General features: G+C 38.2%; 10 protein-coding genes. 4 read left to right on the top strand and 6 right to left on the bottom strand.

Annotated features, from left to right (window positions below; all coding sequences use genetic code 11):
* Window positions 1-488: 488 nt before the first annotated feature.
* Window positions 489-1,766: a hypothetical protein gene (locus H6G69_RS19800; protein ID WP_190690853.1), complete on the bottom strand. Its 1,278-nt coding sequence runs from the start codon at window positions 1,764-1,766 to the stop codon at window positions 489-491.
* Between the two features lie 534 nt (window positions 1,767-2,300).
* On the opposite strand from H6G69_RS19800, the gene H6G69_RS19805 reads away from it, so the two are divergent.
* Window positions 2,301-2,624, top strand: a complete 324-nt coding sequence (locus tag H6G69_RS19805; protein WP_190690854.1) for a hypothetical protein — start codon at window positions 2,301-2,303, stop codon at window positions 2,622-2,624.
* 460 nt (window positions 2,625-3,084) lie between these two features.
* Window positions 3,085-4,200: a ferrochelatase gene (locus H6G69_RS19810; RefSeq protein ID WP_190690855.1), complete on the top strand. Its 1,116-nt coding sequence runs from the start codon at window positions 3,085-3,087 to the stop codon at window positions 4,198-4,200.
* Between the two features lie 113 nt (window positions 4,201-4,313).
* Here the strand turns inward: H6G69_RS19810 and H6G69_RS19815 are convergent, their stop codons facing one another.
* Complete coding sequence (locus tag H6G69_RS19815; RefSeq protein WP_190690856.1) at window positions 4,314-4,859, bottom strand: NADPH-dependent FMN reductase; 546 nt, start codon at window positions 4,857-4,859, stop codon at window positions 4,314-4,316.
* Window positions 4,860-5,272: 413 nt separating this feature from the next.
* Here H6G69_RS19815 and ftsH point away from each other — a divergent pair, with 413 nt between their 5' ends.
* Entirely contained in the window at window positions 5,273-7,234 is a 1,962-nt protein-coding gene (gene ftsH / locus H6G69_RS19820) for an ATP-dependent zinc metalloprotease FtsH (RefSeq protein ID WP_190690857.1), read from the top strand.
* A gap of 283 nt (window positions 7,235-7,517) precedes the next feature.
* Here ftsH and H6G69_RS19825 read toward each other — a convergent pair whose 3' ends face one another.
* Complete coding sequence (locus H6G69_RS19825; protein WP_190690929.1) at window positions 7,518-8,216, bottom strand: peptidoglycan DD-metalloendopeptidase family protein; 699 nt, start codon at window positions 8,214-8,216, stop codon at window positions 7,518-7,520.
* 456 nt (window positions 8,217-8,672) lie between these two features.
* On the bottom strand, window positions 8,673-9,053 hold the full coding sequence (locus tag H6G69_RS19830; protein ID WP_190690858.1) for a hypothetical protein: 381 nt from the start codon (window positions 9,051-9,053) through the stop codon (window positions 8,673-8,675).
* Between the two features lie 256 nt (window positions 9,054-9,309).
* Here H6G69_RS19830 and H6G69_RS19835 point away from each other — a divergent pair, with 256 nt between their 5' ends.
* Window positions 9,310-10,365 carry a DMT family transporter gene (locus H6G69_RS19835; RefSeq protein ID WP_190690859.1) on the top strand — a complete coding sequence of 352 codons (1,056 nt, stop codon included), beginning with the start codon at window positions 9,310-9,312 and terminating at the stop codon, window positions 10,363-10,365.
* A gap of 10 nt (window positions 10,366-10,375) precedes the next feature.
* On the opposite strand, the gene H6G69_RS19840 is transcribed toward H6G69_RS19835, so the two are convergent.
* The gene (locus H6G69_RS19840; RefSeq protein ID WP_190690860.1) at window positions 10,376-11,473 is read right to left on the bottom strand and encodes an AI-2E family transporter; all 1,098 of its coding nucleotides are present in this window, start codon (window positions 11,471-11,473) and stop codon (window positions 10,376-10,378) included.
* A gap of 191 nt (window positions 11,474-11,664) precedes the next feature.
* Complete coding sequence (locus H6G69_RS19845; protein ID WP_190690861.1) at window positions 11,665-13,449, bottom strand: M61 family metallopeptidase; 1,785 nt, start codon at window positions 13,447-13,449, stop codon at window positions 11,665-11,667.
* Window positions 13,450-13,961: the final 512 nt, after the last annotated feature.

The following is a 13,961-nucleotide window of genomic DNA, read 5'->3' on the forward strand; positions in this document are numbered from 1 at the left end:
AGTATTGATAGGATTTAGCTATATATCCTACTTTCTCCCAAAATAGATAAAATTTTATTTACAACTAAAAAGCAAAATCAAAAATAATTACTAATTTTGTTGGTATTTTATTTTTTATTCATATCGGCAATCGTAAATTTTGATATTGCTCTCAACTTGCTCAACGCAGCGATATTTTGTTAACGCTTGATAACTTTTATTCATTACATTAAGCTTTATTCTTATTTATAACTTCTACCTAAAGGCTCAAACATCTACCCCTATAGGTATATGTCAGTTACCAACTCTATCAGCAGAGACATTCTATAAATCCTCTAGAAGCATAATATACAACGCTTCTACAAGTGCCGATAATTTTATCTTTGATATATGCACAGGCGTTGCCTAAATCCGGCGTAAATTCAGGTTTTTCAACCAAGACAACTCAATGTTTTGGGCTGAAAAACAAAATTTATGCCCTGAATGAGCAACGCCTATAATCACCATAATTAACGCAAACCTTCACCATCAATAGCACTGTAAGCATCACTGGCTAATAGTCCTAGCCAAGGGTCAGAATTAGGTGTCAAAAATAGTTGAGCGTAAACTTTATCGTTTAATTTCGCCAAGTCGCTTGTCTGAGCATCTTGCAAAAACCACTGATGAATTTGGCTATGTAGCATATATTCGTTTCTTACCGTATCTAAAGCCATTAAAGCTTCAAATTTATTGATTGTTTTTAATAAATTTCCAGTTTCAGCTTTGGTATTGAGGAATTTTTTGGCTGTAATTAAAGAGATGCTATTTTGATCTAGTTTGGCATCAGCAGCATAAAGTTGAGCAATTTTATTCCAGGCTTCTTGGTCAGTAATTGCTGCTAAATTTTCTCGATTTTGGGTAGTGTTAGGCCGCAAAGCATTCAGCATTGGGTTTTCTATTGCCATTTTGGTAACAGCGAGAGAACCAGCAATTTCGGCTGTTGGTTGATTTGTATTGCTTAACTTTGGTGGTGACTGAATACCCAAACGAGATAAATCAGCTTGCCATTGGGATTGGATAGCATTTAGGCGATCGCTATGGTATTTTTGTAAGAACGCTTGGCGTTGTGCCAAAGGAACTTTGCTGTATTCTTTGGCTACAACCTCAGCCTGTTGTAACTGGCGTAAAAACGCCTGCGGACTATACAATCCTGGTATCGCATCAATTGGACGGCCTGACTCATCTAACACATAATGAATGCTATTACCCGTAATTGTACGCTCTATTTTCCGCCCATCGCCGAAATCAATTGTAATTTTTGGTACAGGACGTACTGATTGCCAATGTAAAATAAACCGATTTTGTAGTGCTTGAGAAATTGCTGCGTTAGGGTATAGTGCAACTCGAAAAAAGCGGCTATTAGCACAACTTAAATCCTCATCCAATCGCCCAAGCAAACGCAGAGATAAAATTGGTTTACCACTAGCTTTAGCCGCAGCTTTAGCTTGTTCTAAATCTGTGTACCAATACAAATGCGAGGCGTAGCAGTCTCGCTGTTGACAGAGTGCATCTAAAGCAGCTCGAATTTTAGCATTAGGAACTGTCGCACCTAAAACGCCTGTGTTGAGTGCATCTTGATGAGATTTGAGAAATGTTTGCAATCCTTGAGGCCCTTGTTTGCGTAAAGTAGCGACTTCTTGAGACAACAAAGATGTTTCCTTAACCGGGGTTTGTGCATTAGCTGTAGGTAAATAACTAAAAATTGCTAACATCACAATTAGGGAATTCTTAACGTTTGTAAATTTCATATATTTTGGAGACTTAATTTCTCACTATTTTTATAGCTTATCGAAGCTGGCAATTGCACAATCAGTAGGTTTATGACTGCACAGCAAATATAAAGACTTAATAGAGGCTTTTAAAGTTTCTGCCTGTAATTGAGATTAATTTAGTTAATATTTAGTTACAATTAATATTTAGGTTTCTAATTTATTTTAAATTCACATAAATAACGTATTTAGATCGTAAAATGCGCGCATCAAGCATATTTACATAAAGTTGGCTATAAATAAAAATCAGTATTTTTCCGCTTTATCTCTTTGCAGATTTGCTTCTATATTGCTTATAGTTGCGTTGTGAGCCGCGTTAGCAAATCCAATATTTATTAAATCAGTGTGTATCTATAGTGCGTTTTGAGTTGCTTTGAGTGTTTTATATTGCATTCATTGGTTTGACATAGCAACATACATAGTCAGTGATTTGCCATGAGCGATATAAATCAGAATTTTTGGTTTAAAGCATGACGCAACTAAAGCCTTAAGTTCAAAAATTTATTCACCATAATGAAACTATTTAGTCTGACTCTGCTGTTATTACTGTTAGGTACAGTCTCTAATTTCATGGCTACTCCATGCCAAGCTCAAACTGCCAGTGATTCAAACATTGATACCTCTGATAATGTTTCGTCTCAAAAAGTTTCTGCTAACAATAAACTGGATGCACAATCACCAGTAGATAAAGCAGAAAATTCTGCTAATAATAAAGCAAATGTCATCTCTGAAAATACAGAGCAGGCATCTTCTGTTAATGTTAACCAAGCTAACCAAGTTAACTTTCGGATTCCGATTAGCAGCCGAATCTTTGCTGTTCCTTCAATGCGACAGTAAATTAGAGATTTTGCTATATATACAAATAAATCCCCGACTTTTTGAAAAAGTCGGGGATTTCATATTGCTACTAAGGGACTTCCAACTAAAAAAATAGACAATCACTGTGTAGGCAAAAAACGCTTTAGCCAGTAGTGAAGAGCTAATACCAATTCACAATTCGTGGCGGACGCGACGCTCGTTCCGACGCTCAAAGATTCGCTAACGCTGCGCTATCGCAATCAAAAAATTAGACGCAGCAGAGCTTTGGGGGTTTACATCTGTATCAGATTTTTCGTGAAGAGCTAAGATGATAATTTTTGCTAGCTACTAAGTATAAGTATGTCTTTTGAAGTATTGTTGTTAATTTTCTACTTATCCTATCCCCCTGGAAGGGATTAATGATCTATCATGCAAAAAAATACATAGAGCTATTACTTAGCTTTGACTATGTACTCTGGTCTCTATTGAGGAATTGATTGTGGTTGCTACTCCAGAAAAATTGCAACACACCCACGAGCATCTACCAAGCCAAGATCGTGTAGCGGTATTGCTTATGGGTTACGGTGAAGTCGAAAGTTACGAAGATTTTGCGAACTATAACGAACAAGCCTTAAATTTACTCACAGCAAAATTCGCTCCTGTCCCAACGTGGATTTACCCGCCTCTAGCAAGGCTGCTAGCTTTATTTGACCGCCATGAATGGGGTCATACGCACCACGATTTCATCTCGCCACACAATGCTATTTTTGAAAAGCAACGCGCAGGTATTGAACAAAATTTACAAGCTAAGTGGGGCGATCGCGTTAAAGTTTTCAAAGCTTTTAACTTTTGTGCGCCGTTTTTACCAAAGCAGGTTTTAACAGAAATTCACAATCAGGGATTTGAGAAACTACTGATTTACCCGTTGTTGGTTGTTGATTCTATATTCACTAGTGGAATTGCGATTGAACAAGTCAACAATGCTTTAGCAGAAATAGCTGATGGAGAAGAACACTGGGTAAAAGGCCAGCGTTATATTCCTTCTTTCTACAACGAATCTGGCTACATTAATTTGATGGCGCATCTAGTAGAAGAAAAAATTAACGCTGACTTAGCCGCAAATTACTTACCTTCCCAAATCGGTATCGTGTTGATGAATCATGGTTGTCCCCACAAAGCCAAAGGTTTCACCTCTGGGATTACCGAAAGTCAAGCACTATATGATTTAGTTCGGGATAAATTAATTAATCGTTATCCTTTAATCTCGGTGGGTTGGTTAAATCACGACACCCCCTTAATTGAATGGACGCAGCCAAACGCCGAACAAGCTGCTAAAAATCTGATTCAATTAGGTGCAAAAGCCATTATATTTATGCCTATTGGCTTTGCTACAGAAAACCACGAAACTCTGTTAGATGTACATCATATTATCCATGCTTTAGAAAAACAGCATTCGGGTGTGGATTATATACAGATGGATTGTGTAAATGACAACCCAGAATTTTTGGCAATGGCCGCAGAATGGGCAAATCCATATATTAGCCAATTATTGTCAGAGGAAGCTTTGACGGTGAATACCCACATCAGTGAACATCATCATCACCACCATCATTAATTTAGGTAATGTAGCAGGGTGGGTTAAATTTAACTCACTACCCTAAATTTTAGATTTTAAATTTTGGATTTTGGATTGCTTGCTTGACTCGCAAATCCAAAATCCAAATTTATTTAATTGACTCCTTTGAGTTTGCGAGTGCTATCAACTAAACTTTGGGCAAATTGGTCAAATCTTTGAGACAATTTTTCATCTAACAGCTTACCTTCAGGACTAAAAGCATTCCACGCTTGCCCAATAGCAATTTGTTCAGGAATTACCCAACCATGTACCCAACGGACAATTAACCGTAAATCGTTGAGTGCGTTGCTGTTAGATTGTCCGCCTAACACACTAATTAGTCCAGTGACTTTTCCCGATAGTTCGTCAAAGCTCATTAAATCAAGGGCATTTTTTAGCACACCGCTAACGCCGCCATGATACTCTGGTGTCGCTAAAATTAATCCGTCTGTACTACTCACAGTCTCACGTAAGCGCTGCACATCTGGATAGTCTGGATACTCTTTTTCGCCATTGCACAATGGTAGCTGCAACTGTCGCAAATCTAAAATCTCTACCTCTGCACCGATGGCTTCTAAACGTTGTGCCGCTACTTGTAAAGCCAGTTGCGTATAGGATTTGGATCTTAAGCTACCACCAATACCGACAATCTTTACCATAACTTACTCATCCTTGAGGAATATATCGCTAATAGAGAAATTTTTTTTAAAAGTCATAGTCATTACGATTATGTCTATAATAGCGATTTATTTGTTTATGGTCAAATTTCCGTAGCGCAATCAAGCAAAAATGCCGAAAGTGATGAGAACAGGTCAATCAACTGGAAATTCCTTCAAAACTCTCATGTTGCTAATACTCTGTCAGAATTCATTTAAATTCATCCCACCCAGGGGGACAATTTATCCCACTTAGTGGGCTTCCTTGAGTAGCATGGGTAAAGATAGTAAAGAATAGTTTTGTACAGAAGCTAGACTAGATAAAAAACCCTGATTTCCAGTTATTGCAATTTTTGCTAGAAGAAGAGGCATAAATCAAGCGCAAAGCTCATGCCAGCAGATAAAAGGTAAGTGATATGAAAAATTTTGGGAGAAAGGCATTGATGCAACAGCGATCGCCGATGTTACAGGTTCAGCCAGAGTTAAACTTAACTAATAACAAGCGATGGCCCCACCAACGTCAAGGGCGAAAGTCAAAACCTGTTGCTTGGACTGGGGCATTAATCGCCAGTTTAGTGATGTTGCCAAGTATTGTTGGTGGTACACCTGCCCTGGCACAGAGAGCAGAGCGCGAAATATCTTATGGTGAACTCATCAAAAGAACTGAACGAGGTGAAGTTAAAAAAGTTGAACTAGACGAAACAGAACAAGTCGCCAAAGTTTATCTCCAAGGTCAAAAGCCAGATACACCACCATTACAAGTCCGACTGTTAAATCAAAATACTGAACTAATTAATAAACTCAAAGCCAAAAACGTTGAGTTTGGCGAAGTCTCCTCTGCCAATAGTCGGGCGGCTGTAGGCTTATTAATCAACCTGATGTGGATTTTGCCTTTGGTAGCTTTAATGTTACTGTTTTTGCGCCGTTCCACCAATGCTTCTAGCCAAGCGATGAACTTTGGTAAATCGAGAGCGCGGTTTCAAATGGAAGCCAAAACAGGAGTCAAGTTTGACGATGTAGCTGGTGTAGAAGAAGCCAAAGAAGAATTACAAGAAGTTGTCACTTTTTTGAAACAGCCAGAAAGATTTACCGCCGTAGGGGCGCGCATTCCTAAAGGCGTGTTGTTAATTGGGCCTCCAGGTACAGGTAAAACTTTACTGGCAAAAGCGATCGCTGGGGAAGCAGGCGTACCTTTTTTCAGCATTTCCGGTTCGGAATTTGTGGAAATGTTTGTTGGTGTAGGTGCGTCCCGTGTACGCGATTTGTTTAAAAAAGCCAAAGAAAACGCCCCTTGTCTAATATTTATTGATGAAATCGACGCTGTAGGTAGACAACGAGGTGCAGGTATTGGCGGCGGTAACGATGAACGGGAACAAACCCTCAACCAGTTGCTCACGGAAATGGATGGTTTTGAAGGCAATACAGGCATCATTATTATTGCTGCTACCAACCGTCCAGACGTATTAGACGCAGCCTTGTTACGTCCCGGACGCTTTGACAGACAAGTAATTGTCGATGCGCCAGACTTAAAAGGACGTTGGGAAATATTGCAAGTTCACGCCCGCAATAAGAAAATTGATGAAAGTGTATCATTAGAAGCGATCGCTCGCCGGACTCCTGGTTTTACTGGTGCAGATTTAGCTAACTTACTCAACGAAGCAGCTATTCTCACCGCCAGAAGACGGAAAGACGCTATTACCATCCTCGAAATTGACGATGCTGTAGATAGAGTCGTCGCTGGGATGGAAGGTACTCCCTTAGTAGACAGCAAAAACAAACGCTTAATTGCTTACCATGAAGTTGGACACGCCTTAATTGGCACATTACTCAAAGACCATGACCCTGTACAAAAAGTTACTCTCATTCCTCGCGGTCAAGCTTTGGGCTTAACTTGGTTTACACCCAACGAAGAACAAGGCTTAATTTCTCGTTCGCAACTCAAAGCCAGAATTACCGCTACTTTAGGTGGCCGTGCTGCTGAAGAGATTGTATTTGGTAAGCCAGAAGTAACTACAGGTGCAGGAGATGACCTACAAAAAGTTACAAGCATGGCAAGGCAAATGGTAACACGCTTTGGTATGTCTGATTTAGGGCCTTTATCTCTAGAAAATCAAAGTGGCGAGGTCTTTTTAGGACGCGACTGGATGAACAAATCAGAGTATTCTGAAGAAATTGCGAGCAAAATTGATTCGCAAGTCCGCGAAATTATCAACTCTTGTTATCAAAAGGCAAAAGAATTACTGCAAGAGAATCGCATCGCTCTCGAAAATTTAGTAGATTTGCTAGCCGAGCAGGAGACTATTGAAGGCGAGGTATTTCGGAAAATTGTCAGGGAATATCATCAGGTAGCTGACGAAAAATTTGCTGTACCTAATTAATAGGTTTGGCTATAAGTTACTAATTTGTAGAGATATTGCTATGCAATGTCTCTACTTTAAATTTAGCTATGATAAAAAATCCTCCAGTCACTACTAGAGGATAAGCTAATTGCTCTAATTTAGGATGTTTTTCTTTCCCAAATTATAGCAAGATTGATCAGTATAAATGTGCCAAAATGGCAGAAAAAATACCTTCTTACAACCAGTTGTAGTTAAAGAAAATAACCTAGGGTGGGAGTAGAGTTGAGGCAGTAGTCATACCCTTTTTCAAAGTAACTCATTCTTAGTAACCGAAATCACGCTGATTCTTTGACTCTTGAATGACAATTTTTGACTCTCTACTAGCAATTTGCTGCTGAGTAAACATTTCTCGCAACACTAATGCTGGGTCAACGTAGTTATTAGCATATTTCAATCCCCAGTGGAGATGCGGCCCAGTGGTACGTCCTGTCATCCCTACACGACCAATCCTCACTCCTGTGGGAATTACTTGACCTTCCCAAATGAGAATTCCACCATTACGGTCTATCAAATATCGCCGTCCGCTGCTTGCCTCGACATGACCTTCCAAATGGCAATAGGTATGTTCCCATTCGCCAGATTTAATGACTATATAAGTACCACAAGCAGTGCGTTGGCTTTGCTTGCCGTAGGCATCACCTACTTTAATTACTGTACCTGTCCACCAATTGCGAATATAACTACCTTGCGGTGCTGCTATATCTAAGCCTCCATGAAATTCCCAATTTCCACCACCCGTAGCAGAACGACGATAACCAAAGGGTGATGTATATGCTTGAAAGTTTTCTACAGGAAAAGAAGCTGCTAACCAAGCATTACTTCTTGTTGCTTGTTTTTGTTGTACTTCTCTGGCTCTAACTATTTCCATTTTAGGTATTAGAGTACTCACACTTGCTATACCTAAACCTAGAACTAATAAAGTTGCTCCAGACAGTAATATTTTCTGTGGTTTTTTGCCTATACTTTGATGTGTTATTTTCACAGGAATATCTGTAATTTTTTATATTTTTTGGTTAATTAATTTACTTATTTTTGGTGTACTTAAGTATTACTCTCTATGGCATCAATTAGCTAAAAATGTTTTTTGTCTAATTCACTTTTCAACAAAATTGCAACATAAAAGTGTCCGGCTTTAGCTTTGACCCGCTTATATTAGCAGGTTTTACTAGCCTCGAATAATCATTTGTTGATAATTTTGCAGATTTTTTAAAATATTTAAAGACTATTTTTACAATATATGCTTATCTGCTATCTACTTCAAATTAACAGTTCAATTGACAGATATTAAGTATATACTTAAGTAAATGTAATACATAATAATATCCCCAGCTTCTTGAATGAAGTTGGGGATCTAGAGCTTAATAATCTTCACTAATCAACTAAGAACGCTATAAATAGAAGGTATTAGTAATAAAAATTACTTAACTTCATTGGCAGGAAACTTAGGCACTTTGCCCTTTTTGACAGCTACCACTACATCAAAGGTAGAACAATAAGAAAATGTGACATTGTTAGCTTTGTTGTAAAGATTCACTACCGAACCAGCACCACCAGGCTGAATGCCGATTGGTTCTAAATCGCCAAAGAAGAAACGACGTAATTGATCTCCGCTACCAAACACACCTTTATTTTTGGCAATCAAATCAATTTGTTGTTGAGGTGTCAAACCTGTAACGTCTTTCCCCTCAGCAGCTACGGCTTGAGTTAATAAAGGGTTAACAGCCTGCATTGGCACATCCGCAAAACTCAACAAACCAGCTAGAGCAGCACCTGTAACTAATGAAGAAGCGAGTTTCATTTGTAAATTCCTGATGTTTGAACTTTGTAACTATCCAAAGCATCTCAGACACAAGTGAAGCTCATCTGAAACTCAGCTATAAATTTTCTGAATTTATTCGTTCAGGAGATTCAGTGTAAACTCAGCATTTTCTCAGGTAATTGTGTTCTGAAGGAATTTTATCTAATTCTCAAGCTTATCTCAGATTTCTCTCACCTAGACTTAAGCTAGAAAGTTTAGTATTGTTGACATAATTTATCTTGCCAATGGTGTTGCGGTGACTAGTCCCAGAAGATGGCAGCTTTTGTTTAACCAAATTCCTAACCAAGTCTATCTTTGGCTAGCTATCTTAATTTTTGGCGTGTCTAGTGCAGTAACTCGGAGATTGACAGAAATTGGTTCGCAAAACTTAATCAATGGTAGAAATCCAATTTCTTTATGTAATGTTTTATTTGTGGGCAATTTATGTGCCTTGTTAGTTTTATTAAGTATTTATAGGCAACAGTGGAACAAAAAAGTATTAAGAAAAATATCGAGAAAGAATTGGTGGATACTAGCTTTAGTAGCTATTTTATCAGGTGCTTTGGTTCCTGGATTAGTATTTCAAGCATTAGCATTAACCAATGTTAATAATGTGATTTTAGTAGGTAGATTAGAGCCACCATTGACTTTAGCTTTATCTATCTGGTTATTAAAAGAACGGGTCAATTTTTGGACAATTGTTGGAGCGATCGCAGCATTTATTGGCGTGACTTTAACTATAGTACTTCAACCTCCTAGCCCTAACATGATGAATATGGCTGGCTTGAATTTAGGTATAGGTGAAATTCTGGCGACTGTAGCAGCTATAGCTGCAGCAATTTCTACAGTTATTAGTAAACAATATCTTCATCATATCCCTTTAGGCATCTTCTCAATTGTCCGGAATGCTTTGGGTACTGTTGTGTTTTTCTTGATAGCTTTATCGCTGTATGGTAGTCATCATTTTATCGATGTATTGTCGCCTTTTTTGTGGCAATGGATGTTGTTATATAGTGCAGTGATTGTAGTTTTAGGTCAATTACTTTGGTTTCAAGGTTTGAGAAATTCTCCGATTGCTGTAGCGTCTTTAATTGGTTCTTTTACACCAGTGGTAGGTATCTTAGCAGCTTATTTAATTTTAAATGAAGCACCCACTCAAGCTCAATATTTAGGTGGCAGTTTAATTTTAGTGGGTATACTCATTAGCCAAATTGGAGTTTTATCTCAAACTCGTCGCGGGATGGAGACTAATAGTATTGATTCTAAACAAGCCAAACAAGTAGAAACTGAAATGGGGTTTAAGGGGATTTAATTTGCTCAATTTATGCAGATGTAGATTCCTGAGTTAATATCTCTGCATCTTCATCGGCGACACTATGATTTAAATTGTTTCTTAGAGAGAAACCATCCGCAATATCTTTAATAAAACCAGCTAAAGGTACGGCAATAATTAAACCTAATACTCCACCAAGATAAGTTCCTACTAATAAAGAAATTAACACCCAAATAGGTCTTAGACCTGTAAAACTGCCTAACAGACGAGGTGCGATCGCTTGGTCAATTAACTGATCGATAATTACAGCTACCGCTAGCACTTTAAGTGCTAACCAGAAATCATGGGTAGCTATAATTAACGTAATTACAGCTAAACTGACAACATCTCCAAAAGGAATTAAACTCAAAATTCCTACACCTAATCCAAAGAGTAACCCAAACTGAACTTGAAATAACAAAAACATGAATGTTTGAGAAATACCCATGATCAAAGCTAAACTTACCTGTCCAATTAGGTAGTTTTGAAAGTTGTTTTGAATAGACTGGCTGACTTTTTGGGCAAAATCCCAAGGCAATTTTTTAAAGATACCTTCCCAAATTCTTGGGCCATCTAATAAGAAATAAAAACTTAAAACGATGGTTATTAAAGCTACTGAAATGCTATCTATTGTATCTATAATAATGCCTAAAAGTCTGTCGGACAGATATTCTACTTCATCAGGAATTTTATCAGTAATTTTTGAAAAAATTTGACTAAAATCTATTTTAGTTCTTTGGCTAAAAGCCCAATCATTTAACCCTTGTAGTTTCGTTTCCGTAGAATCAATCCACTGAGGCAATAATTTCAGCATTTCATTAAATTGTTCTGAAACTATTGGTAATAAAGTAATTCCCAAAATAACTAATATAACTGTAGCTAAAATAAAAACTAGCAGGACTCCATAATTGCGTTTCACTCCCTGTCGCTCAAGTAATGAAACAGGATAATTTAAGATAAAGCCAAATAACGACGCTAGAATAAAAATTGTAAATAATGGTTGAAAATATTGAAATAATTTTAATAATAGCCAACCATTAAGAAATAAGAGGGGAAATAGCAAAGTTAAAATCAGCCACTTGAATAATTGTTTAAATGATAAATTCATATTTTCCTAGCTTTGCATAAAACCTATGCGTCTGCTTAAAGTATAAAACGGCGATCGCCAACACAGAAACAAGGTTGAGTAACTTAATTTTTTGGAGATTACTTTTAGATGAAATCATCAAAATGATTAGGGGCGCAAGTTATTGCGCCCCCTTAAGTAATTAGTTAAAATTCAACATCTAAAACAGTAGCTTAACGCAGAGTAGTTAGCGGTACACCCAACCACCCAGCAAAATTTTCTTTCTGCCTAGCATCAGGATTATTGACTGGTACTACTTGATACTTACTAGAGCGAGGTGCAGCCAGAGTCACAGCACAGTTACGTAATTCGTCTTGATGGAAAACTGTGACTTGAATGGTGTCGTTTGGTTGATAATCTTTGAGGCGATCGCTTAATTGATGACTGGTAACGCGGATACCAGCAATAGCCAGCAACTCATCACCCGCATCAATGCCTGCTAATTGTGCAGGTGAACCGAATTCAACCAACTTAACGATTTCTCGACCATTCTCAGTATTTAATCTCACACCGAAGTAAGGTTCGTCTTCCTTATCCGCAATCACCTGTAAACCAAATGGTTCTAGGTACTGGTTGAAGGGTAACTCTTCCGTGCCATTAATGTAACGTTCAAAAAAGTCAGTTAAATCCATTTCTGCAATCGATTCTATGACTTCTTGCAATTGCTCTGGAGTGTAACCAATTTCTGGTTTGCCGAACTTACGCCACATTTGCCGCATCACATCATCGAGCGATCGCTGATTACTATAGCGCTCTCTAATCAGCAAATCCAGCAGCAAAGAAACCATCTCTCCCTTTAAATAATAGGAAATTTGGGAATTATTACTATTGGCATCAGGACGATAAAGTTTAATCCAAGCATCAAAACTCGATTCAGCCAATGGTTGTACTTTGCGCCCTGGAGTTGTCAAATAGCGCGAAATTTCCTTACTCCAATTTTGGAAATATGACTTCGCGTCATAAATACCTGCGCGCAAAGGAATAATCAAATCGTAGTAACTCGTCGTACCTTCACAAAACCACAAAGAGGATGTATAGTTTTCGCGATCGTAATCAAAAACTTCTAAAGCTTTGGGACGAATGCGTTTGACATTCCACAAGTGAAAGAACTCGTGGGCTACTAATTGCATAAAACGTTCGTATTTATCAGGGGATTTAAAACCAAAACGTTGATAAATTAAAGAACAACAATTTTTATGCTCTAATCCACCATAGGCTTGGGCAAATAAATGCAGCAGAAACACATATCTTTCATAAGGCAAGCCGCCAAACATCTGTGCTTCGACATGAATAATTTTTTGGATGTCAGCAATTATTCGTTGTACTTGATAATTGCCTTGCCCCCAGATAGCTAGTTCATGGGGTTTTCCTAGCACTTCAAAGTGATATAGCTCGTGATAGCCAATTTCAAAGGGGCTATCTACAAGCGTATCAAAGTCTTCTGCATAGAAAGTATAGGGCTGTCCCTCGACTGAAGGTAGAGGAGTAGTCACGCGCCATTCTGGATGGGGTGGCACAATAGTGACTTGAATTGGTAAGCCTTCGCAACCTCTCAGCCTGAAAAATAAAGCTGCTCCGTTAAAATAGCCGTGAGTGTTATCTAAATGATTTGTGCGTACCGACAGCTCATTGGCGAATATGCGGTAACGCACAGTTAATTTTGAAATTCCATCGGTATTTACTTGCCAATGGTTTTTACTGAGTTTGCACCAAGACAAAGGCTCGTCACCCGCAAAAGCGGCAAAGTCTTGTAAATTCTTGGCATATTCGCGCACTAAGTAAGAGCCTGGTGTCCAGACAGGCATTTTTAAGTCCAAAGTTGGGGATGAGTGATTAACAAGCTGCAAGCTCACCTCAAACAGATGGGTTTCTGGTTGGGGCATTGCTACCGAGTAATGGATTGTCGGTACTGTTTCCTTAACGCCAATTTCGAGACGAGGTGCTGTTGCTTCAGTCATTTGTAGTAGTAGACAGGAGTGATAAGTTATGAGTTTATAGTTAATAGTCAAAAGTTAATAGTCAATAGTAGGACTTTGTAAAGAATTAAGAACAAAATAGCGTTAAACTCGGATTTTGTAAAAATTTACATTTATTAATTTAATAACTAATGGTTGATTTCACTCAGCTAGAGATACTTTTATTCACATAATCAGTACCTTTTTCCCGTTGAATCGGCGTTTTCAGCAAGATCCCAGCTGACCAGCTTTTCGTGATTAATAGTCAATCAGGCAGATTTCAAAACTGATTACTCAAGACTTCACACTCAGCACCTAGTTAAAAGTTGAGTCAGACGTTTTTAGGATATGTCTAAGAAAGTTGACATATCTCTATAAATAAGTTTAACCAATTCTGGTGGTTCTGTTAGCTCTACTTGCAACAGCCAGTCTCTTGTTTTCGGCAAATTAGCCTCAATTGCTCTGAAAGATGAAGCGGCAGCCACTGTTGAGCAATGGCTGGGAATGACTCGCTT

The organism is Nostoc sp. FACHB-110, from assembly GCF_014697425.1.
Lineage (GTDB): Bacteria > Cyanobacteriota > Cyanobacteriia > Cyanobacteriales > Nostocaceae > Nostoc_B.